A 21,840-nucleotide genomic window follows, 5' to 3' on the forward strand; every position below is an offset into this window, starting at 1 on the left:
TGAACTTTCAAAAATGTTAAATTTATAGTTGACACGTATTCAATATGTTATGTAAATTTGCATCAACAAAGGTTTTCAGAGGAGCATAATTCAGATGGTAATAAACCAAGAATTGACATTAAGTTATCTAACTTTTCCAAAAGAAAACAAAACAAAGAAAATCATGAAAAAATCAATTTTATTCATCGCAGTATTGATGGGAGTATCAGCTGCTAATGTAAGTGTTGCTAACAACGGTCTTAAAATTGTAGATCTTGCAGCTAACACAGCCGGTGACCTGAACGTTAAAGCTCTTGATGGCTTGAAATTCAGACTGACAATCGAAAAACTACAGAACAAATCATATATCGTAATCAAAAATGCTGACGGAGAAACTGTTTACAGCGAATACGCAGGTAAATCAGAAGTATTCTCTAAAGTATATGACTTGTCGAGCTTACCTGATGGTAACTACTCATTTATCGTAGCTAACGGTAACGAAACTATCGAGAAGCCATTCGCTATCTCAACTGAAGTAAAGCGTACTGCTACACCGAAATAATATCGCAGAGTTACAGTAATCTTTATTACTCATAAAACTCTCCGCAAAAGCCTTTGTAAAAGCACCACAATCCCGACGGGTTGTGGTGTTTTGTTTTTGGGGTTCTCCAACGCCTGAAGATGTACGGAGGGTGAGACCCGGTCTGTGACCGGAAAGAACATTCATTAATCCACTTCTTTTCAATAGTGGCCAGAGACCGCAGGACACCGTCCGGTATGTCGGAGACGAAGGACAACACTACAGTTTAGGGGACTCCACCATTTTCCGAAACAAAACAGGCTTATCTCCTCCCGTCAACCTAAAGGCATAAACAGCTTTGGATTCATCTCTCCCGAACAAAAACCTTCGTTCTGTTGTCTGAAAAACCCCAGAGAAATAATCCGCTTTCTGCCAGGTCAGTGGTATGTTGCCCAGTTTAGCACTGATGGCAGTCAATACACCTTCCCTGATGACCAATTTGTAATGCATATTCAGCTCCTCCGCATAATACAACCCTTCGTATTCCTTTGGATCAACAGGGTATTGAATACCCTGATCACTCATTGTTTTGGCGAGCGACTCTGATAAATCAGGAAACTTTACGGGCGGAAGGGCCTGCTCCTTCTTATTGCTGAGAAACAGATCGGTGAGTGTCCAGCAACGATTATAAGTCGCATCATTGTTATCACAGCTTAAAAAAACGACGGCCAGGTTCTGCGATGGATACCTGCTGATGATGGTCCTGAATCCAGAAACCAGCCCGAGATGTTCTACGGAAGAAACGCCCTTCCTGCTGCCAAAACCATTGCCGAAGGCATAATAGGTTAAAGTATCGCCGTTTGTCAGTCTGGTTTTCTGATTTAAGAGCTTCTGTACATTTCTACCCCCCGCCGTTCCCGTTTCATAATTAACAAGCCACTTCGCGAGGTCATCAATGGTTGATACGACGGAGGTAGACCCCGGGGCCGAGATATTGTCGGCTCTTGCATTAAACCCCTCCAGGCCTTTCTGATAACTCGAAACCTTATTGGGAATCACCTTTTTCAGATCCGTCCGGACCAGGCTGTTTTTCATTCCCAGGGGCTGGAAGATATTCGATGCCATCCACTGATCAAATTTCTGGTGCGTCGCCCTTTCTGCTATCAGAACCAGCAGGTTATAGCCGGTGTTGGTATAAGAAAATCTCTCTCCGGGATTGAAATTGAGGGTGGATGTACTGCAGATCATTTTGTAGATTAAATCCATTGTCAGAGCATCGTCTGTCTCAAAACCCATCGAATTGCTCATCGAATCCCAGTTCCGCAAACCGCTGGTGTGATAAAGCAGGTGTTCAATGGTAATCTTCTGACCAAAATCAGGTAGTTCAGGCAAATACTTCCTGACATCATCCTGTAACGACAGCACACCCTGATCAATCAGCATGGCTATGGCGAAACCGGTGAACTGCTTGGAGCAGGAGGCCAGTTCAAAAGCCGAACTGTCGGTAACCGGTATCCGGTAATCCATATTCGCCAGGCCACGGGTACTTTTAAAAACAACCTTGTTGTCTTTCAGGACCAGCACAGCCGCTCCGGGTTCATTATCAGGGTACCAGCCTTTCATATACTGTTCCGCCAAACGTGGAATGGTCTTCCCGCCAGGTTCCAGAAGATGCCATAAAATGGTAACGTCTCCCTGCTGCGGACGGCCGTAATCCCAGAAGATATCTATCCGGTAGTTGCCCGATTTCGTAGCAGCAACAGGAATCACCTCAGTTTGATAAAGAGCATTCAGGTCTTCATTTATGAGCAGGCTATCTCCGGGAGCATAAAGTGCATAGGCAATCCCCACACTTTTTTGTTCTACTTTAACAGCCGCAAACTGCCCTTTTTTCAGGGGGATGGAATACGATAAAACCTGGCCGGCTTTCAGCGACACGGTTATGGGTTGATTAAACGGCAAAGACTGAGGGGCTTGGGCCCGGCCTTCATGCAGAAAACAAAAAGCAGCCAGTATTGCCAGAGAGCGTCTTAATAACTTCATTACTGATTAAGGGTTTGAAACAATAGACACACTACTCATCAATGTGTTGCATCGGTGCCGTGTATTTTATATTTTCCTTGTTTTACTCAATATTTCCAGTTATACTTCTTCGAATTTTTTTTAACTTTCGTGTCTGAACTATATCAAAACCCTGTTAATGTATGAATTTTACTAAACTGGTCCCGAATGTATTCTATACAGACATTAAAGAAGCCCTGAAGTTGTTTGTCGATTGTCTTGAATTTAATATCGGACATGATGAGCTGAAGTCTTATCAGCCATTTTGCGTTGTAGAGAAAGATGGTTTACGTATCAATCTTTTTGAAAATGCCGCCCTGGCAAAAGAGCATAACCCTGAATTCAGGCTTGTCACAAATAATATTGAAGAAGTTTATCAGAAAATAAGCTCTTCCCATCCGGAATTCCTGCATCCCAACCTCAGTAAAATCACACTCCGGCCGTGGGGAGCGAGAGAGTTTGCCGTTACGGATTCGCAGCTGGGAATCGTCATTCAGCAATGGTAAAATAACCTGTACTTGCATACTTTTGACCTCTTTCGTACTTTTGCCCCCCTGATTCTGTTTATTCATCAATACTCATCCTTTAACTGTACCGCATGAGCTTTATAAGGCAAACTAAAGAAGTCAACTGGTTAAGAATCCTGTTGTTCTATGGCATTATACTGATCGGAACCTATTTCGCCAGGAAATTGCCCAACCTCTTGAATATACTCTTAACCAAAGTAACAGACATTCCTTTTTCGTTCAACTACAATCATGGTTTCGTTACTTTAGTAGTATCCCTGATTTTTTATAAATTCAGCGGCATAAACCAGGAAATCACTCTGCTGGGAAACAGCAAAATCAAGAGTCTCTTATTTCCTGCTGTATTATTTGTGTGTTATTCTGTGTATGGAATAAACAACGACCACGGAGTCAATAAACATCTGTGGGCTCTTGTTTTCTGCTCCTTTGCTTTTATATACAATCTGATGGAAGAGTACGCCTGGAGAGCTTACTTAATTGAAAGCCTTGATAAAGTATCTTTTGTGCTGAAAAGCATCATTTCAGGTATATTCTGGTGTTGCTGGCATCTCCTGGTCTTCAAAAACTTCGACCAGTATGGCGGTTTCTGGATTTTCTTTGCTTTCTGCATCGTGTTTTCTTTTATCCTGACTTTTGCCTCTTTACGGACCAAATCCATCGTAGTAGCTGCCAGTATTCATGCATTTATCATCCAGACTAATATCGCCGCCCTGGTTTGTTTCGTTACATTTATGCTTCTGTTACTGACCTGGAACAAATTCCTGACAAAAGGCACTCGTTAGCACGAGCTCCTGAACAAAACAGAGACTGGTCTTCATGGTGAGGTAAACCCGAAAATACCTCTCCCCCAGCCACCTACAAAAAATAAATGCGGCTTCTATTTCCTTAGCGGCCGGCAAATTCCTAAATTTGCGTTCCGAAAAATGCTTAAAGAAGAATTTAGATCATGTTTGAGAACTTACAGGATAAATTAAACGGGGCTTTTAAAACCCTGAAAGGACAAGGCAGGATCACCGATGTGAATATTGCCAGCACCGTCAAGGAAATCCGCAAGGCCCTGATGGATGCCGATGTTAACTATAAAGTAGCTAAAGAAGTAACCGATAGAGTTAAGCAGGAAGCCCTGGACCGCAAGGTCATGATTGCCGTGGAACCGGGTCAGCTTTTTGTTAAGATTGTTCAGGAAGAACTGACCGAACTGATGGGCGGACAGGCACAGACTGTCAACATCAAAGGCTCTCCGGCTGTAGTACTGATTGCCGGTTTGCAAGGTTCAGGTAAAACGACTTTCTCAGGAAAGTTTGCCAATTACCTGAAAAAACAAGGCCGCCAGGTTCTTTTGGTTGCCTGTGATATTTACCGTCCGGCGGCGATTACCCAGCTACAGGTCCTTGGCGAGCAGATTGGTGTGGAGGTATATGCAGAACCTGACAATAAAGATGCGGTTTCCATCGCTACCAATGCCGTAGCAGAAGCTAAAAAGAGAGGTAAAAGTGTCGTGATTATAGATACCGCCGGTCGTCTGGCGGTGGATGAAGTGATGATGACCGAGGTTGAAAATGTTAAAAAAGCAGTTTCGCCTACTGAAATCCTCTTCGTTGTTGACTCGATGACAGGTCAGGATGCGGTCAACACGGCCAAAACCTTTAACGAAAGACTTGATTTTGATGGTGTTGTACTGACCAAACTGGACGGTGATTCAAGAGGTGGTGCGGCAATCTCCATCAAAGCCGTAGTGGAGAAACCGATCAAGTTCATGTCGACGGGTGAGAAAATGGAAGACCTTGACATCTTCCACCCTGATCGTATGGCCAGCAGGATCCTGGGCATGGGTGACGTGATCTCCCTGGTAGAAAGGGCCCAGCAGGCTTTTGACGAAGACGAAGCCAAGAAGCTCAATAAAAAAATGCGTGAGAACAAGTTTGACCTTGATGACTTTCTTACGCAACTTCAGCAGATCAAAAAAATGGGTAATATCAAAGACATCATGGGGATGATCCCGGGTGTGGGCTCTGCCGTAAAAGATATTGACCTTGACAATAACTCCTTCAAGCCTATCGAGGCGGTGATTCACTCCATGACCAAAAAGGAACGTGAAAACCCGGACATCATAGACGGCAGCAGAAGAAAGCGGATTGCCTCAGGTAGCGGCACCAGTATTCAGGAAGTCAACAATCTGCTCAAGCAATTTGACCAGATGAGAAAGATGATGAAGAAAATGAACAAAATGCAGCCGGGCAGCAGAAGCAAGATGTTTGGCTGATAAACAACACCGCTATGCTCAGAAGGCATTTTTTCAAATCGGCCGGACTCCTGGGTCTGGCCAATGTATTTAATCTCAAAGTCAGTGCTGCTCCTGCAGAAATGACTACCCGGCAATATTGGCTGAGTATACTGGAGAAAATCGCCTCCCCCGTATTGACTTCCCTAGCCGAAGACCAGCTAAAAGTGCGGATGCCGGTCGAATCTACCGGAAAAAACCGGGAGTTCTATTCCCATCTTGAAGCCTTTGGCCGTTTGCTGGCCGGTATTGCTTCGTGGCTTAACCTCGAAGACGGCACAGATAAAAAAGAAAATGAGCTGAGAAGTAAATATTTCAGCTTAACCGTCAAGGCCTTACAAAACGCCGTCAATCCTTCCTCAAAGGACTATATGAATTTCACGGAAGGCGGGCAACCACTCGTTGATGCCGCTTTTCTCGCCAACGGACTCATCCGCAGCCCGAAACTATGGAATGCTCTCAACAAAGACGTTCAGAAGCAGGTTTACAATGCCTTTTTATTGACCCGGAACATCAAGCCCGGCAGAAGTAACTGGCTTTTGTTCAGCGGAATGATCGAGGCGTTTTTTCTGAAATATGGTTTTGAATATGATAAAATGAGGGTAGATTATGCCATTTCCCAGCACGACCAATGGTATAAAGGAGACGGTATTTATGGTGACGGCCCAGATTTCCACTGGGATTATTACAACAGCTTTGTCATCCAGCCTTTTCTGACAGATATACTGAACATTGTGGCCTTAAAGGATAAGTCTTACGCCCAGACGCTCGAAACCGCTATGACCAGGGCTGTCCGGTACGCGGCTGTTCAGGAAAGATTTGTCGCCACCGATGGCTCTTTTCCGGTCATCGGACGTTCCATCGTGTATCGTGGCGGAGCATTTCAAAACCTGGCCAATATCGCTTTACTACAAAAATTGCCTAAGGAAATAAACCCTGCCCAGGTGAGGGAAGCCCTGACGGCAGTCATCAGAAAAACCAATGAAAGTCCGGAAAATTACGACACAAAAGGCTGGCTGAGAATTGGCCTGAACGGACATCAGCCCAGGCTATCTGAAGGGTATATTTCTACCGGCAGTTTGTACCTGTGCTCTGTCATCCTTCTGCCGTTGGGACTGGCTCCTGAAAATGAATTCTGGGCTGCACCTCCCCAATCCTGGACCTCAAAGAAGGTATGGAACGGTGAAGACCTCGACGCCGACCACGCCATTAAGTAATCTTGTAAATGTTGTTTTTGATAGCAAACAACGCCAGACCTACCCGGGTGTGCACGTCCAGTTTTTCAAACAGGGCATCTCTGTAGCCTTCGATCGTCCTCGGGCTGCAGATCATTTTTTCTGCGATCTCTTTGTACGTCATTTCAGTGCATACATAACTCAGGAACTCCCTTTCGCGGTCGCTGATCTGAAACAACATGTTCTTCTTAAGCAGTTTACTTTCACCCGTCAGGTTTAGCAGGAACTTACTGGTAGCCCAGTCGGGAAAATAAATACCTTTGGTGGTGAGCTTGTCCAGGGCCATTTTGAGTTCTTCGGGATGGACATTCTTATGGAGATATCCTTTCGCCCCGTTTTTGACCATTTTCAATAAAGATTCATCATTGTCCTGTACCGAAAGGGCCATCACCAGTATTTCAGGATAATTCTCTTTTAACCACAGGGCGGTTTCGAAACCATCCATGATGGGCATGGAGATGTCAAGCAATATGATGTCGGGGATGTTTTCCCTGATCTTGAATTTCTTATTGAGGATACTCCCGTTTTCTACTTCATATAAAACGTTATAATTTTCGAAGCCATCGACAATAGAACTGATGGCCTTGGCTATCAGCAAGTGATCATCGACGATAACAACCGAGTATTTCATATTTAATCCGTTTCAAGTTGTAATATAATTTTAGTGCCCTGCCCGGGTTGTGATTCCATCTCATAACTCGCTCCGAGTTCTATGGCCCTGCGTTTCATGTTGGTCAGGCCAATCCCCGGCAAACTCTTCTCCTGTTCAAATCCTATGCCGTTGTCGCTCACCTCAAACCTGAGTGTCTTTTCATTTTTGGTGATGTTCAGGTCTATTTTGTTACACTGGCTGTGTTTCAGACAGTTTTGCACAAACTCCTGAATGATCCTGAAAATAGCATTTCTTTGCACCATATTCAGGTTAAGGCTCGCTTCCGTGGTTTGCATAATAATCTGCACGGGAGTCATGCCGTTTACCCTTTCTACTTCTTTTTTCAGAAGTACCAGAAGATCGGACTCATAAAATTCAGGGTTGACCAACGTCTGGGAAAGCTGCCTTAAATCCCTTAAAATCTCGTTCAGCAGCCCGTTCACCTCTTCGGTCTGGTGGATCAGGCTCCCCCCTTCTTTTTTGTACGGAATCTGTTGCAAATATATGGATGCCAGCGTAAGTTTTTGTCCTAAGTTATCATGAATCTCTTTGCCGATATCAATCATGGTCTGCTGCTGAACTTCTATCTGTGAAGACAAAAGGTCTTTGACATGCTGCTCATTGATTTTGATAAGTTGTTTATCATGCTCTATTTTGCGTTTTCTGTACTGAAATATAAACGCCACCACCCCGACTATGAAAATGAGGAGGATGATGTTAATGAGAAATATAAATATGATCAGTTCTCTTTCCCCCATATAAAGCTCACGGCAAATAAGGTGTACATCAGATAATTAAGAGACAGCATCAACCACGCATAAGCCGGCAGTATGTTCATGAAGTTTTTAACCATGTAATTAAAAAGGCCGTAATAGGGCAACGACCCCAGCCAGAAAAATAGCATTCCCACACAGACCCAGAACATTCTCTCCCTATAAAAGAACAGGATTTTTTCTGAAACAGAAAGTTTCCAGAAATATAAAAGGATAAAAATGAGCATAAAGATATTGCCCATCGTATAAGAGAACGAAAGAAAATAAAGCTCTTTCATTTCTTCTTTCAACAGGATTTCAATGAAAAAAGAAAGAAGATAAACCCCCATTCCGGTCAGAATGAGGGTCTTTTGAGGTCTTGTCTCTGCTTTCTTCAGAAAAAGCCAGAAGGCGAACAGAAATTCAAACGGGATAATCAGATAGATCACAAGCCATTGATTGGATTTAATGTTTTTGGTATCAATCATGTAAAAAGCCAGCAGGTTGAGCAAGCCAAGGATAATAAGATACACCGGAAACCATTTCCAGTAAGAATCTTTTATCTCTTTCCACCTGACAAAGCCCGCTACTCCTGACAGCAGGATAACCACGTTCAACAACTTAAGAAAAAACAACTGGCCCATTTGATATGTAAATTAATATGATAAATCCGAGGTGCCACAGGCAACCGGACAAAGAGACGCGTGGTTCATGACGGATGAGGAATAATCAGGCTGTACTAAAAACTTCTTACCTGAATCTTTTTGTTTTTTCCATTCTACAATCGGATCAAAGTCTTTGTCTGCCCCTTCTTTCTTAACCGTCGGCACCAGGAAAACACTGTGTTTACCCGCCAGTCTAGGGTCAGCATCTTCAAGTCCGGGAAGTGTTTTCATCGTTTCGGCATCCGGGTATTCTGCAAAATATATCCTGATGCCCAGATCCGCTAATTTGGCAGAGCCCGTTTCGCACGAAGCTTTTTCGATATGCCAGATGTACTTTTTGAGAGAATCCAGGCTAAACCACACGGCCCTGGCATCTTCCATTTTCATCATCCGGTTAATCGCCGCATAGTGTTTTTTCACGTACAATTGAGACATCACTTTGGCCGTCTCGCTCGGAAACCCTACAAAAGGGTCTTTCTCATAACTTTTGGCTAAGTCTTCGCATTTTTCAGGAGCAGGTTTTTTAGGTGTGCAGTTTTTAAAGAGCAGAGCAGAAAACAGGAGAACCCAAAAAAGGTTGGAGATAATAAGCGTTTTTTTCATGATGAGTCGGTTTTAAAGGTGTTAAATTTTTGATAAAGCTATAGAAAATACTCACCTTTTGATCATAAGGTGTTTCTACGCTCATTTAAAATTAACCATAAACATCTAATAAATAAACACTTGTACCCTGCAAATCGGGTGTTTTCCCTGTCGAAATGGGTTAAAAAACGGTATTCGTATATCGTTAATTCTGCCGGAGATTTCAACTTTTGTTGCTGAAATCAACATTTCGAAAGCATGTGTTCCCCGGCAAACCAGAAGATTCAGAAAGGTCCTTTCCTGAAACAGCTGGCTCTTATTTCTTTTTAAAGTAGTACAGATTCACTGAAGAAGCCTGGGCTCTTTCGCTGATCGTAAAGTATCCTTTGTTTTCTTTGTCAAAGCAAACCCCTTCTCCCTGCGGCTCTTCCACATAAGGAGCCACAAGATCATGATTCCTTGACAAAGCGTCCACCATACTTTCTGATGCCCTGCGTTTGATATAATAAATGGCATTATAATTTCTGAGGAGTATTTCCTGACCATCTGATGAGATATCCCCACCTGTAAGTAAAGAATAAGGAACGGCCTTGACAAATTCAGCCACCATCGGTTTGTCTGTGGCCTGAGGGTAAGGCAATTTGAAAAGATTCACGAATAATTGTCTTTTGGTCAGGATATAAAGGTCTTTTGTCAGCGGGTCCAGCAGTAAGGTTTCACTGTCATAGCTGTTTTTATCTGAATACGTAAATGTGATTTTATCGTAAGTATCCACACTCGTCTGACCTGCCACCGGCTCAGGAAAACGATAGATATAATACTCCGGGTAAACAGCGTTGTTATCTCCTATATCCCCTACATACAGATAACTTTTATTGGCAACAGGTCCCGGCCCAATGGCTATATCCTCCCAGTCGCGGTTTGTCCCGTTAAAAGTCACTTTCCTGATATATTGCCCCGAGTGAGTAATCAGATCCAGCCCGGCCTTATTATCACTGTCTTCAGCCACCCAAAGCGTATGGTCAATGTTTCTTGAATCGACAATCCCTGAGGCCTCGTCAACATTCCCGGGGGCGATCGGAAAGATGCCCGGATTGGCATCAAAGGAAGCTAGGGTGTCCTTATCAACAGGTTCCGGCTGATCAAACAAAAAACAGGATTGTAAAAAAATGGCGGAGAAAAATATATATACTGATTTGGTCATTTATCTTACTTATATGGTAAACTATAAACGTCAAAAATAGAGCTTTAATCTAAATATGTCATCCTTATTTATGAAATAGCCTCTTAAAATTTATTCTCCGGTAAGAAAAAATAAAAAGCCACGGAAGAGGCATTCTTCCGTGGCTTTAAAATATAAAACCGGATCAGTTCAAAAACTTCACACAAATCGGCATCGAAACACTAATTTCCTTGCCTGTTGGGGTCAGTTTCCCGGTTTTTGCGTCTCTTCTGAAAATCACGATATTGTCTGTATCCTGGTTGGCTACGAAGACGAATTTCCCGGTTGGGTCAATCGCAAAATTTCTCGGGGTCTTGCCCAATACCGGCTCGTGGCCTACCAAAGTAAGTTTCCCGGTTTTGGAATCTATCTCAAAGATCACAATGGTGTCATGAAAACGGTTGGAGCCATATAAAAACCTGCCGTCGTCTGATATATGGATGTCGGCACAAGAGTTATTCCCTGTAAAACCGGCCGGTAAGGTAGATACCTCTTCGATCGTCTCCAGCTTGTTGTCTGTATATTTAAAGGCTGTGATTTTTCCGGTCAGTTCCTGGATAACATAAGCAAAAGGTTCTTTCGGGTGAAAAGCCATATGTCTCGGGCCTGATCCGGCTGATACCGATACAGAGTTCCCTTCAGTCAGCTTTCCGGTCTTTTCATCCAGACGATAAGCCATCAGCTTGTCTGTTCCCAGATCTGCCACATACACGTCCTTATTATTTGGAGCAATATTGACAGAGTGCACATGGGGTTTCTCCTGACGCTGGGCATTAGGTCCTTTTCCGGTATGTTGAATGGTCTGGACAGCGTCTCCGATATTGCCGTCAGGCTGAACCGGAATGACCGAAAGATTACCACCGGTATAGTTTCCTACCAAAACCCACTTGCCGGTTTTGTCAAGCATAATGTAACAAGGGTGTGCTCCGCCGGAGCCGACGGTTTTAAGTGTTTTGAACTGTCCGCTTTCCGGATCAAAATCAAGAGCGACCACACTTCCACCTTCAGTTTCACTTACCGAATAAACGTGTTTGTTGTCTGCAGAAATCACCAGGTATGAGGGATCATCAATTTTCGGGGCCGTTGAAAGCAGCGTTACTTCCAGGGTTTTCGGATCAAATCCGTAGGCATAAATACCTTTGCTTCCTTTTTTAGTGTAGGTCCCCACCAGGAATTTATACGGTGATTGCATTTTTGTTTTCGAATTTGTGCAGCCGCTGAATAACAGGATGGCGGCCATCGCTAATACAGAGTATTTTTTCATATCGGTTTACTTTAGAGTCTCGTCCAGTCTTTTTTTAATAATAGAAGCCCACAGGTCATATCCTTTCTGATTCTGATGTAGCTGATCGCCGATGAACAGCTCAGCCCTCGGTTTTCCTTCTGCATTCAGATAGGCTGCTTCTGTGTCAATGTAAAACTGGTTGGGTTTACTTTCTGACCAATCTCTTACCAGTCGGTTAGCCTCTTTTGCTTTCGGCCAGTGGGCCCAGCGGCTGTTCACGGGCGTAATGCCAACGAAGTAGATCGGCTCTTTCTTAAATTTTTTACGAACAATCTGAACCACCCCTTTGTAAAGGTCCAATATCTGCTGCGGCGTTCTGTCCTGGTCGCTTCCTGTGATATCATTGGCCACAAAAACCACCAGTGCCCTGAATTTATGCGGGTAGACGATCCTGTCGGTGTAATAGATCAGGTCAGTGAACCTTGCCCCGCCGTATCCCCTCTGGATAGCCGGATAAGGAGCCATGTCTTTATCAATATTTTTCCAGAGCCTGATGCTGGAGCTTCCGATATATAAAATGGCATTTTCAGGGTCTTTTTCTTCTTTGTCTTTTTGTTCCAGTTTCTGAATTTCAGGCTCCCACGAAACGGCCATGTCATGGTAAGTCTCCTTGTATTTTTTGATGGGTGAACAAGCTGCCACGAACAGCAGTAAGACCAGAAAGATATTTTTCATGCTAGCTATACAATTTTAATGTTGAATAATTTATATGCAAAATAGCAGGAAAATGCTTATTAAAAAAATAAACCCGACGGATCAGAAACATACGAAATCCGTACCTGCAAATCCGGAAAAAATAAGCAGGCTGTAAGTGAGTCGTGTGTCTCTTTTGGCAGAAGTTTTTTTAATTTTAATGCCCTTTCCGGGAATCAATCATGACCGTTTTGGTGTTACCCTGCACGTAAGCCGCCATGTAAACCGAATACTTCTATTTTCAAAAATTCTGCTTGTGGATTGAATTAATTTCCGCTATTTTTGATCTGCGTTTACTTGTTTAGACTTATTCAAAATAACATTTAGAAATCTATAACTTTATTATTATTATGACTGACGCAGAGTTAAAAGACAGCGAACCTCTATTAATCGATGATCCCTCCAGGTTTGTGATTTTTCCCATCAAACATCCGGACATCTGGGAGTATTACAAAAAGGCGGAAGCTTCGTTCTGGACTGCTGAGGAATTAGATTTATCACAAGATACCAAAGACTGGGACAGCTTAAATTCAGGGGAAAGACACTTTATTTCTCATGTCCTTGCGTTTTTTGCGGCTTCTGACGGTATCGTCAATGAAAACCTTGCCGTGGGGTTTCTTTCTAATGTTCAATATGCTGAAGCCAAATGTTTCTATGGTTTTCAGATCATGATTGAGAACATTCACGCTGAAACTTATTCTTTACTGATAGATACTTATATCAAAGACACTACCGAAAGAGGTAAAATGCTTAACGCCATTGACCACATTCCATGTGTAAAGAAAAAGGCAGACTGGGCTATCCGCTGGATAGAAAACGGTAATTTTATCGAACGTCTGATTGCTTTTGCCGCTGTTGAAGGTATTTTCTTTTCCGGCTCATTCTGCTCTATTTTCTGGTTAAAGAAAAGAGGCTTAATGCCGGGTCTTACTTTCTCAAACGAGCTGATCTCGAGGGATGAGGGACTTCACAGAGACTTCGCCTGTCTGCTGTATACAGACCACATCAAAAACAAACTTCCTGAAAACGACGTCTACCAGATCATCAAAGATGCGGTAGAAATCGAAAAAGAATTTGTGACCGACGCCCTTCCCGTTTCACTGATCGGAATGAACGCCTTGCAGATGTGTCAGTACATTGAATTCGTAGCGGATCACCTGCTGGAATCGCTGCAGCTGAAAAAGGTTTACAATGCAACCAACCCGTTTGATTTCATGGACATGATCTCTCTTCAGGGGAAAACCAATTTCTTCGAAAAACGCGTAGGAGAGTATCAGAAAGCGGGTGTTACCTCAGATAGGGAAAAGATGTCGTTCTCTTTGGATGAGGATTTTTAATGACAGAAAAAGGACATTTGCGATATAAAAAAAGAGGCTTTTTCAAGCCTCTTTTTTGTTTAGAACGAGATTGATGTAAGAAGTCAGGATCTTCAGTCCGTTCTCAAAATGCTGGTTATTATTGATGATAATGTCGGCTTCGTGTTTGGTGGGCCCGATAAATTTCTCGTAGGTAGGGGCCACATGATTTTCCCAGCGGTACAAAACGTCATCGAGGTCATAGCCTCTTTCGTTATTATCCCGGATGATCCTCCTTTTTATTTTGATGTGCTCTTTGGCATCGATAAATACTTTCAGATCAAGCAGCTTGGAAACTTCGTAAGAGTGGAAAACAAAAATACCTTCTACCACAATCACCGGGGCAGGCAGGAACTCAAGGATATGAGGAACAGCCGAGGGGTTATTGAAGGTATATTCTTTCTTATGCACGACTCTCCCCTCTTTCAGGTCACGGATGTGCTGTGCAAATTCGACGAAATCAATGGCATCAGGCAGGTCAAAATTTTCAACGCCGTTCTGGTCTTTCGGAACCTCGGAAAGGATTTTGTAGTAATTGTCCTGGGAAATTAAACAAACCTCATCAATGGTGAAATGACTTAAAAGACTGTTCAAAAAAAAAGTTTTTCCGGAAGCACTTCCCCCGGTTATACCTATGATATACGGCTGTTTGGTTTCAGTCATTTAGGATGGTTTTTTATACCAAAAACACTTATAAATCTGCTAATCTTTTGCAAAATTAATAAATGGCCCGGCTAATCTGCTAATTGTTCAGGTAAATAGTTTCAATCCTTATAAATTTCAATCACCACGGTTCCGTCCGTTTTGATGTAGCCTCTGTACATACCTTCCGAATTGAACGGCATCGCCACATTTCCGTTTCTGTCCAATGCGATCAGGCCGCCTTCTCCACCCATTTTAACAAGCTTGTTCATCACTACTTCATTAGCTGCCTCTTTTACAGACAGGCCTTTGTATTCCATTAAGGCAGATACATCATGCCCCACAACAGCCCGGATAAAAAACTCGCCGTGCCCGGTGGCCGAAATGGCACAGGTGGCATTGTTGGCGTAGGTACCGGCCCCGATGATCGGAGCATCCCCCACACGGTTCCATTTTTTATTGGTCATTCCCCCGGTAGATGTTCCGGCAGCAAGGTTCCCGAACTGGTCCAGGGCCACACAGCCTACGGTGCCGAATTTCTTGCCTTCCACAAACATATTTTTTTCTTCTTTCGATATCTTCCCTACTTTTTTAGGAACTTCCTTTGTCTTTTCTTCTTTCTTTTTTTCGGTATGATCAAGCTCCACTTTTTCTTCCTTCAATGCATTCTGAAGGGCCTTCCAACGGGTTTCGGTATAAAAATAACTCGGGTCAACGATGGTTTCTCCCTGCAGTTTGGCAAATTCTTCGGCTCCTTTTCCAATGAGCATCACGTGGACTGATTTGTCCATCACCTTCCTGGCGGTAGAAATCGGGTTCCTGATGGTTGTTACTCCGGCAATAGCCCCGGCTTTGAGGGTGGCACCGTCCATGATCGAGGCGTCCATTTCGTTTTTCCCGTCGTGGGTAAACACCGCTCCTTTGCCCGCATTAAAGAGCGGAGAGTCTTCCATCACATGGATGGCCGCTTCTACGGCATCTAAACTTGTGCCTCCTTTTTGCAGCACTGCGTAACCGGTTCTCAATGATTCTTCCAGTTTTTCCCTGTAGGCTTTTTCCTTCTCAGGGCTCATGTTTTTACGGGTGATTGTACCGGCTCCGCCGTGGATAACAAGGGTGATTTTATCTTTGGCAGATTGCCCGAAAAGGCTCTGGGAATAAGTGGCAGTAAAAAACAAAGCCAGGAGGACTAACTTTTTCATTTGGTTTGACGTTTAGATATTGGTACTAAATTACAAGATACTTTAGTTTCTCTAAACATAAAATGAAAACAATTTCAATATTAGGGTGTGGATGGCTGGGTCTTCCCCTGGCAAGCTCACTCGCCAGGGCAGGATGGTCTGTCAAAGGCTCAACCACCAGAGCAGAAAAAATACCCGAACTTCTTGAAAACAAGATCGAGCCTTTTCAGATTACTTTTAATCCTGATCTGATGCCGGGTGAAGGTGCCGGCTTTTTTGATTCCTCTGTTTTACTGATCAATTTTCCTCCGCGACTCCGGCAACACAGCGAAGATTTCCATTTACAGCAAATTGATGCTCTTATCCGCGAAATAGAAAAAAGCCCGGTCAGGGACATTATTTTTATCAGCTCAACTTCCGTTTACCAGGATCTGAACAGGGAAATGACCGAAGAAGACGCAGACCCCGATCATGTGATCATCAAAGCAGAAAATAAATTATGGGACTTTGCGACAGGCTCAGACAGGAGAATCACCATCCTTAGGTGTGGTGGGCTGATGGGTTATGACCGGATTCCATGCAAGTATTATTCAGGAAAGAAAGACCTCACCAACGGGCAGACTCCCGTCAATTATATTCACCAGGACGATGTCGTTAATGCCATCCTGACGGTAATCATCAAAAATGTCTGGAATGACCGCTTTAACCTGGTTGCTCCGGGGCATCCGGTCAGAAAAGACGTGATGACGGACTGCTCAGACAAGACCTTATATACGGCACCGGAATTCATAAAAAGCACAAAACCGGAACCATTTAAAATCATCAGTTCCGCTAAATTTCTGGAGGCTACCCAATACAAATTCAAATATCCTGATCCGCTGGGATTTGAATATTATCTGCAGTAGATCAGATACCTACGTAATTAAACGGCGAGATTACCCTCAGTTCGGCTTTGATCGCTTCTGAAACGTCCAGGGTTTCGATAAAGTCCCTGATGGTTTTTTCAGTGATCTTTTCGTTTTTACGGGTCAGGGCTTTCAGGGCCTCGTAAGGTTTCGGATAAGCCTCGCGTCTCAGTATGGTCTGGATCGCCTCAGCCACCACGGCCCAGTTCTCATCAAGATCAGCCAGGATGGCATCCTGGTTCAACTCCAGCTTGTTTAAGCCTTTCAATAAAGACTTAAGGGCAATCACTGTATGAGCAAAAGGGACTCCGAGATTACGAAGTACAGTAGAGTCGGTCAGGTCCCGTTGAAGCCTTGAAATAGGTAATTTGGCCGCAAAGTGTTCGAAAAGAGCGTTGGCAACACCAAGGTTTCCTTCCGCATTTTCAAAATCGATGGGATTGACTTTGTGAGGCATGGCAGAAGAACCGATTTCTCCTTCCTTGATTTTCTGTTTGAAATAATTCATGGAAACATACTGCCAGACATCTCTTGCGAGGTCTATCAGGATGGTATTGATCCTTTTTACGTTGTCAGAATAAGCTCCTAAATTATCGTAATGTTCTATCTGTGTTGTTTTCTGACTTCTGTTCAGACCCAGTGTTTCATTGACAAATTTATTGCCGAAATCCTGCCAGTTGTATTGCGGATAGGCCACATAGTGAGCGTTAAAATTACCCGTAGCTCCACCGAATTTGGCAGAAAAAGGAATCGTTTTCAGCAGGTCAAGCTGAGCAGAAAGTCTTTCTGTGAAGACCTCTATTTCTTTCCCGAGTCTTGTCGGGGAAGCAGGCTGTCCGTGTGTTTTGGCCAGCATCGGTATGGCTGCCCAGTCTGTGGCCAGCTCTCCGAGTCTTGCCACCACTCCCAAAAGAACCGGCAAAACCTCCGCCTCCATGGCTTCTTTCAAAGACAAGGGAATGGATGTATTATTAATGTCCTGAGACGTCAGTCCAAAGTGGATGAATTCTGAAAATCCTCCGATGCCCAGATCCTCAAATCTCTTCTTGATGAAATACTCCACCGCTTTGACATCGTGGTTGGTCGTTTTCTCAATTTCCTTGATTTCCAGGGCGTTATCTTCAGAAAACTCGGTGTATATTTTTCTTAATTCCGGAAACAGCGAGCTATCGAAGTCCGAAAGCTGCGGAAGCGGCATTTCACATAAAGCTATGAAATATTCTATTTCGATCCGCACACGGTAATGTATCAAACCAAACTCAGAAAAGTACGGGGCAAGGTTTTCAACCTGGCGACGATAGCGGCCATCTATCGGAGAGACGGCATTTAGAGAATTAAGAGACATAATTTGTTTATTAAATCGCAAAATTAGTAAATTGCTTTTACAATCAACCTTATTACGTAAATACAATTATGCAAACTTCGACATTTATGGGCGAACTTATGGGGACGCTCGTACTTATTCTTCTTGGCGACGGTGTCGTTGCCAACGTCTTATTAAAAGGAACTAAAGGACACAACGGAGGACTTATCGCCATCACCACCGCCTGGGCTTTTGCCGTTGCCATGGGGGTGTTTGTGGCCCAAAAATTCGGAAGCGAGGCCGCACATCTCAACCCCGCCCTGACCATTGCCTTTGCTTTTCAATCGGGAGACTGGTCCAATGTCTTTCCGTTTATTTCTGCCCAGATGACCGGGGCATTTCTCGGAGCAACCATCGTCTGGCTTTTCTATTTCCCGCACTGGCAGGTAACAGAAGACAAAGGGCTGAAACTGGGTGTATTCTGTACTGCTCCGGCCATCAGACATATTCCTTCCAACCTCTTCGGTGAAATCATCGGAACCATCGTTTTATTTGTCGGGGTATCTTCTATTTACGGAGAAACAGGCTCGGGGCTTGCTCCCTACCTGGTAGGTGTGCTGGTGTGGGTCATCGGGCTTTCCCTGGGAGGAACTACCGGTTATGCCATCAATCCGGCCAGAGACCTGGGACCAAGGCTGGCTCATGCCATTTTACCCATCGCCGGAAAAGGAGGAAATGACTGGGCTTATTCTTGGATTCCGGTGGCGGGTCCCATCATAGGCGGAGTGATCGGAACGCTTTTCTTCTGATCCTTTCTTAATTAATTTTAAAAATATTTGCAGAATACTTTTTATAGGTGTACATTTGACACTTATAATTCGAAATGTTCAAGTTTAACTGACAAACAGCATATTCTAAAAATAAAAAAAACTAAACTCCTATGAGCAAATTAACCGTCACCCTAGGTGAAAAAGAGTATTTCCCGTTCATAAAAGGCCCTGTAGCTTTTGAAGGACGCGAGTCAGACAATCCTCTTGCTTTTAAATTTTACGATGCCAACAGACTGGTAGGTGGAAAAAGCATGAGAGACCATCTTCGTTTTGCCATTGCTTACTGGCATACCTTCTGCGGAACAGGTGGCGATCCTTTTGGTCCGGGAACGAAGGCTTTCCCCTGGGATGCCAACAAAAACCCTTTGCAGGCTGCTCACGATAAAATGGATGCTGCATTTGAGTTTTTTACAAAAATTGATGCCGATTACTGGTGTTTCCATGATGTGGACATGTCTCCTGAAGGAAACTCCCTGTCTGAATATGAAAGCAACCTGAGGAAAATGGTAGATTATGCCAAAGCCAAACAAAATGCTTCAGGTGTAAAATTACTTTGGGGAACAGCCAATTTGTTCTCTAACCCAAGATATATGAACGGTGCTTCTACCAACCCTAATTTCCAGGTGGTGGCACATGCGGGTTTACAGGTTAAAAACTGTATTGACGCTACCATCGAGCTGGGAGGTGAAGGTTATACTTTCTGGGGTGGTCGCGAAGGGTATATGAGCCTTCTGAACACCAATACCAAAAGAGAACTGGACAACCTGGGTAAATTCCTTAATATCGCTAAGGATTATGGCCGTAAAAACGGTTTCAAAGGCAGCTTCTACATTGAGCCTAAGCCGGCCGAGCCGTCTAAACACCAGTATGACTTTGACGTTCAGACGGTGATCGGGTTCCTTAACCAGCACGGTCTGGAGAAAGATTTCTCTATGAACGTAGAGGTAAACCACGCCACGCTGGCCGGTCATACTTTTGCTCACGAGCTTCAGATGGCTGCTGATGCAGGTATGTTGGGGTCTATCGATGCCAACCGCGGAGATTACCAGAACGGATGGGATACCGACCAGTTCCCTGTTGACCTGTATGAACTGACCGAAGCATTGCTTGTGATCATTGAGGCCGGCGGATTCAAAACCGGTGGTGTTAACTTTGACGCAAAGACCCGTCGTAACTCGACAGATCTTGAAGATATATTTATTGCTCACATCGGCGGTATGGACGTATTTGCCAGAGCCCTGCTTGTGGCTTATGACATTCTTGAGAAATCACCGTACAAAAAGATGCGTTCCGACCGCTACGCTTCTTTTGACAGCGGAGACGGACTGAAATACACCAAAGGCGAACTAAGCCTTGAAGACCTGGTTAAAATCGCCCATGCAACCGGCGAACCTGCCCAGATCAGTGGTAAACAGGAAAGATATGAGCAGATTCTGAATCAGTACATCTGATAAAAAGAATTCTCCTGTAAAAGCCTCCCCGGTGTAATCCGGCGGAGGCTTTTGCTTTTTAAGGCAGATTATCCTCCTCCTGTTTCCAGAATTCAATAATTCCCTTATTTTTGATCAATCAATTCAATACCTGCTTCATGAACAAAATCTTTACGCTCTTATTATTCATCAGCGTCTCTTCTTTTGGCCAGGTTCCCAAAGCTCCCAAACGGGCAGAGGGCGACGGCCCCTATAACAAACTCATTATCCGTGGCGTGACACTGGTCAACAGCACCGGGGCTCCGCCCATCGGCCCTATTGACATCGTGGTGGAGAAAAACCGCATCAAAGAAATCAGGCAGGTAGGCAACCCGGGTGTGCCGGTTGACCCAAAAAGAAGACCCAAAGCCGAGGCCGGAGATAAAGAACTGGACTGCACAGGCATGTACCTGATGCCGGGGTTTATTGATATGCACGGCCACACAGGCGGGCGGGCACAAGGCACTCCGGCAGAATATGTGTATAAGCTATGGATGGCTCATGGGATCACCACCATCCGCGAGCCGTCATCTATGAACGGCCTCGACTGGACGCTGGAACATAAGAAAAAAAGCAGTCTGAATGAAATCACAGCTCCGAGGATCATGGCCTATACGGCTTTTGGTATGGGCTCGGATCAGGCCATTACCACCCCCGAACAAGCCCGTGAATGGGTGAGAAACAATGCTAAAAAAGGAGCAGACGGCATCAAGTTTTTCGGAGCAGAACCGGAGGTTTTCAGAGCTGCTCTTGAAGAAAATAAAAAACTGGGTCTACGATCTGCCTGTCACCATGCCCAGCTGGAAGTAGCCAGGATGAATGTGCTGGCCACGGCCAAAGCCGGGCTGACTTCTATGGAACACTGGTACGGACTGCCCGAAGCACTGTTTGATGACAGAACCCTGCAAAATTTTCCGGCCGATTATAATTACAACAACGAACAGCACCGGTTTGAAGAAGCCGGAAAACTCTGGAAACAAGCTGCTGAGCCGGGCTCTGCCAAATGGTACCAGGTCATGGACGAACTCCTGAAGCTTGATTTTACCCTTGACCCGACTTTCAATATCTATGAAGCCAACCGCGATCTGATGATGACCCGCAGGGCTGAATGGCACGATGAATACACCCTGCCATCACTCTGGAGATTCTATGGCCCGAGCCGGATTTCACACGGATCGTACTGGCTCAACTGGGGGACAGAACAGGAAATCCAATGGAAAGAAAATTACAGGATATGGATGCGTTTTGTAAACGAATATAAAAACAAAGGAGGCAGGGTAACCACAGGTTCCGACTCCGGGTTTATTTACCAGCTTTATGGATTTGCCTACATCCGGGAACTGGAACTGCTGCGTGAAGCAGGGTTTCATCCGCTGGAAGTCATCCGCTCTGCCACCATCAAAGGAGCTGAGGCCCTGGGATTAGACAAAGAAATCGGTTCTGTTGAAATCGGTAAGCTGGCAGATTTTGTGATCACGGAAGAAAACCCCTTGTCAAATTTCAAAACCCTGTATGGCACAGGAGCCATCAGCGTTACCGAAAACAATGAGGTGGTCAGAATCGGCGGCGTGAAATACACCGTTAAAGACGGTATCGTTTATGAAGCCAAAAAGCTACTGGAAGATGTAAAGATCATGGTAAAAAAGGCCAAAGAGGAAGAAAACTTTCAAATGACACAACCAGGAATGGGCAAAAAATAAT

General features: G+C 44.3%; 21 protein-coding genes. 10 read left to right on the forward strand and 11 right to left on the reverse strand.

The features are described from left to right. Nucleotides 1-196: 196 nt before the first annotated feature. Entirely contained in the window at nucleotides 197-541 is a 345-nt protein-coding gene (locus GVN16_RS16360; RefSeq protein WP_229244204.1) for a hypothetical protein, read from the forward strand. A 237-nt stretch (nucleotides 542-778) separates the two neighbouring features. Here GVN16_RS16360 and GVN16_RS16365 read toward each other — a convergent pair whose 3' ends face one another. Continuing rightward, nucleotides 779-2,542, reverse strand: a complete 1,764-nt coding sequence (locus tag GVN16_RS16365; protein ID WP_166564992.1) for a serine hydrolase — start codon at nucleotides 2,540-2,542, stop codon at nucleotides 779-781. A gap of 161 nt (nucleotides 2,543-2,703) precedes the next feature. Here GVN16_RS16365 and GVN16_RS16370 point away from each other — a divergent pair, with 161 nt between their 5' ends. The 4 genes from GVN16_RS16370 (at nucleotide 2,704) to GVN16_RS16385 (ending at nucleotide 6,585) form a co-directional block, all read left to right on the forward strand. Beyond that, complete coding sequence (locus GVN16_RS16370) at nucleotides 2,704-3,066, forward strand: hypothetical protein (RefSeq protein ID WP_166564993.1); 363 nt, start codon at nucleotides 2,704-2,706, stop codon at nucleotides 3,064-3,066. Nucleotides 3,067-3,158: 92 nt separating this feature from the next. Continuing rightward, entirely contained in the window at nucleotides 3,159-3,869 is a 711-nt protein-coding gene (locus tag GVN16_RS16375; RefSeq protein WP_205748887.1) for a CPBP family intramembrane glutamic endopeptidase, read from the forward strand. Nucleotides 3,870-4,033: 164 nt separating this feature from the next. Then, the gene (gene ffh, locus GVN16_RS16380; protein WP_166564994.1) at nucleotides 4,034-5,350 is read left to right on the forward strand and encodes a signal recognition particle protein; all 1,317 of its coding nucleotides are present in this window, start codon (nucleotides 4,034-4,036) and stop codon (nucleotides 5,348-5,350) included. A 14-nt stretch (nucleotides 5,351-5,364) separates the two neighbouring features. Beyond that, complete coding sequence (locus tag GVN16_RS16385) at nucleotides 5,365-6,585, forward strand: DUF2264 domain-containing protein (protein ID WP_166564995.1); 1,221 nt, start codon at nucleotides 5,365-5,367, stop codon at nucleotides 6,583-6,585. On the opposite strand, the gene GVN16_RS16390 is transcribed toward GVN16_RS16385, so the two are convergent. The 7 genes from GVN16_RS16390 to GVN16_RS16420 form a co-directional block, all read right to left on the reverse strand. Beyond that, on the reverse strand, nucleotides 6,578-7,234 hold the full coding sequence (locus GVN16_RS16390) for a response regulator transcription factor (protein ID WP_166564996.1): 657 nt from the start codon (nucleotides 7,232-7,234) through the stop codon (nucleotides 6,578-6,580). The two genes, GVN16_RS16385 and GVN16_RS16390, sit on opposite strands and share 8 nt — an antisense overlap. A 2-nt stretch (nucleotides 7,235-7,236) precedes the next feature. Continuing rightward, nucleotides 7,237-8,013 (reverse strand): sensor histidine kinase, encoded by a 777-nt coding sequence (locus tag GVN16_RS16395; protein ID WP_166564997.1) that lies wholly within the window; start codon nucleotides 8,011-8,013, stop codon nucleotides 7,237-7,239. Then, nucleotides 7,995-8,651: a hypothetical protein gene (locus tag GVN16_RS16400; protein ID WP_166564998.1), complete on the reverse strand. Its 657-nt coding sequence runs from the start codon at nucleotides 8,649-8,651 to the stop codon at nucleotides 7,995-7,997. Before GVN16_RS16400 ends, GVN16_RS16395 begins: the two co-directional genes overlap by 19 nt. Nucleotides 8,652-8,663: 12 nt before the next feature. Next, the gene (locus GVN16_RS16405) at nucleotides 8,664-9,275 is read right to left on the reverse strand and encodes a hypothetical protein (protein WP_166564999.1); all 612 of its coding nucleotides are present in this window, start codon (nucleotides 9,273-9,275) and stop codon (nucleotides 8,664-8,666) included. A gap of 295 nt (nucleotides 9,276-9,570) precedes the next feature. Then, the gene (locus GVN16_RS16410; RefSeq protein ID WP_166565000.1) at nucleotides 9,571-10,458 is read right to left on the reverse strand and encodes a PE-PGRS family protein; all 888 of its coding nucleotides are present in this window, start codon (nucleotides 10,456-10,458) and stop codon (nucleotides 9,571-9,573) included. Between the two features lie 163 nt (nucleotides 10,459-10,621). Further along, complete coding sequence (locus GVN16_RS16415) at nucleotides 10,622-11,740, reverse strand: lactonase family protein (RefSeq protein WP_166565001.1); 1,119 nt, start codon at nucleotides 11,738-11,740, stop codon at nucleotides 10,622-10,624. A gap of 6 nt (nucleotides 11,741-11,746) precedes the next feature. Next, complete coding sequence (locus GVN16_RS16420; protein ID WP_166565002.1) at nucleotides 11,747-12,436, reverse strand: GDSL-type esterase/lipase family protein; 690 nt, start codon at nucleotides 12,434-12,436, stop codon at nucleotides 11,747-11,749. Between the two features lie 368 nt (nucleotides 12,437-12,804). Here GVN16_RS16420 and GVN16_RS16425 point away from each other — a divergent pair, with 368 nt between their 5' ends. After that, nucleotides 12,805-13,791, forward strand: a complete 987-nt coding sequence (locus tag GVN16_RS16425) for a ribonucleotide-diphosphate reductase subunit beta (RefSeq protein ID WP_166565003.1) — start codon at nucleotides 12,805-12,807, stop codon at nucleotides 13,789-13,791. A gap of 42 nt (nucleotides 13,792-13,833) precedes the next feature. Here GVN16_RS16425 and udk read toward each other — a convergent pair whose 3' ends face one another. Next, nucleotides 13,834-14,472 carry a uridine kinase gene (gene udk / locus GVN16_RS16430; protein WP_166565004.1) on the reverse strand — a complete coding sequence of 213 codons (639 nt, stop codon included), beginning with the start codon at nucleotides 14,470-14,472 and terminating at the stop codon, nucleotides 13,834-13,836. A gap of 101 nt (nucleotides 14,473-14,573) precedes the next feature. Then, complete coding sequence (locus GVN16_RS16435; RefSeq protein WP_166565005.1) at nucleotides 14,574-15,653, reverse strand: isoaspartyl peptidase/L-asparaginase family protein; 1,080 nt, start codon at nucleotides 15,651-15,653, stop codon at nucleotides 14,574-14,576. A 62-nt stretch (nucleotides 15,654-15,715) separates the two neighbouring features. On the opposite strand from GVN16_RS16435, the gene GVN16_RS16440 reads away from it, so the two are divergent. Continuing rightward, nucleotides 15,716-16,537, forward strand: coding sequence for an SDR family NAD(P)-dependent oxidoreductase (locus GVN16_RS16440; RefSeq protein ID WP_166565006.1), 822 nt, complete (start codon nucleotides 15,716-15,718; stop codon nucleotides 16,535-16,537). 1 nt (nucleotide 16,538) lies between these two features. Here the strand turns inward: GVN16_RS16440 and purB are convergent, their stop codons facing one another. Continuing rightward, nucleotides 16,539-17,882, reverse strand: a complete 1,344-nt coding sequence (gene purB, locus GVN16_RS16445; RefSeq protein WP_166565007.1) for an adenylosuccinate lyase — start codon at nucleotides 17,880-17,882, stop codon at nucleotides 16,539-16,541. Between the two features lie 68 nt (nucleotides 17,883-17,950). On the opposite strand from purB, the gene GVN16_RS16450 reads away from it, so the two are divergent. From GVN16_RS16450 to GVN16_RS16460, 3 genes are all read left to right on the forward strand, one after another. After that, nucleotides 17,951-18,649, forward strand: coding sequence for an MIP/aquaporin family protein (locus GVN16_RS16450; RefSeq protein ID WP_166565008.1), 699 nt, complete (start codon nucleotides 17,951-17,953; stop codon nucleotides 18,647-18,649). A gap of 131 nt (nucleotides 18,650-18,780) precedes the next feature. Next, nucleotides 18,781-20,121 (forward strand): xylose isomerase, encoded by a 1,341-nt coding sequence (gene xylA, locus GVN16_RS16455; protein WP_166565009.1) that lies wholly within the window; start codon nucleotides 18,781-18,783, stop codon nucleotides 20,119-20,121. A gap of 137 nt (nucleotides 20,122-20,258) precedes the next feature. Next, nucleotides 20,259-21,839, forward strand: a complete 1,581-nt coding sequence (locus GVN16_RS16460; protein ID WP_166565010.1) for an amidohydrolase family protein — start codon at nucleotides 20,259-20,261, stop codon at nucleotides 21,837-21,839. The last annotated feature ends 1 nt before the right edge of the window (nucleotide 21,840 follow it).

The organism is Emticicia sp. CRIBPO (assembly GCF_009905725.1).
Classification (GTDB): Bacteria; Bacteroidota; Bacteroidia; order Cytophagales; family Spirosomataceae; genus Leadbetterella.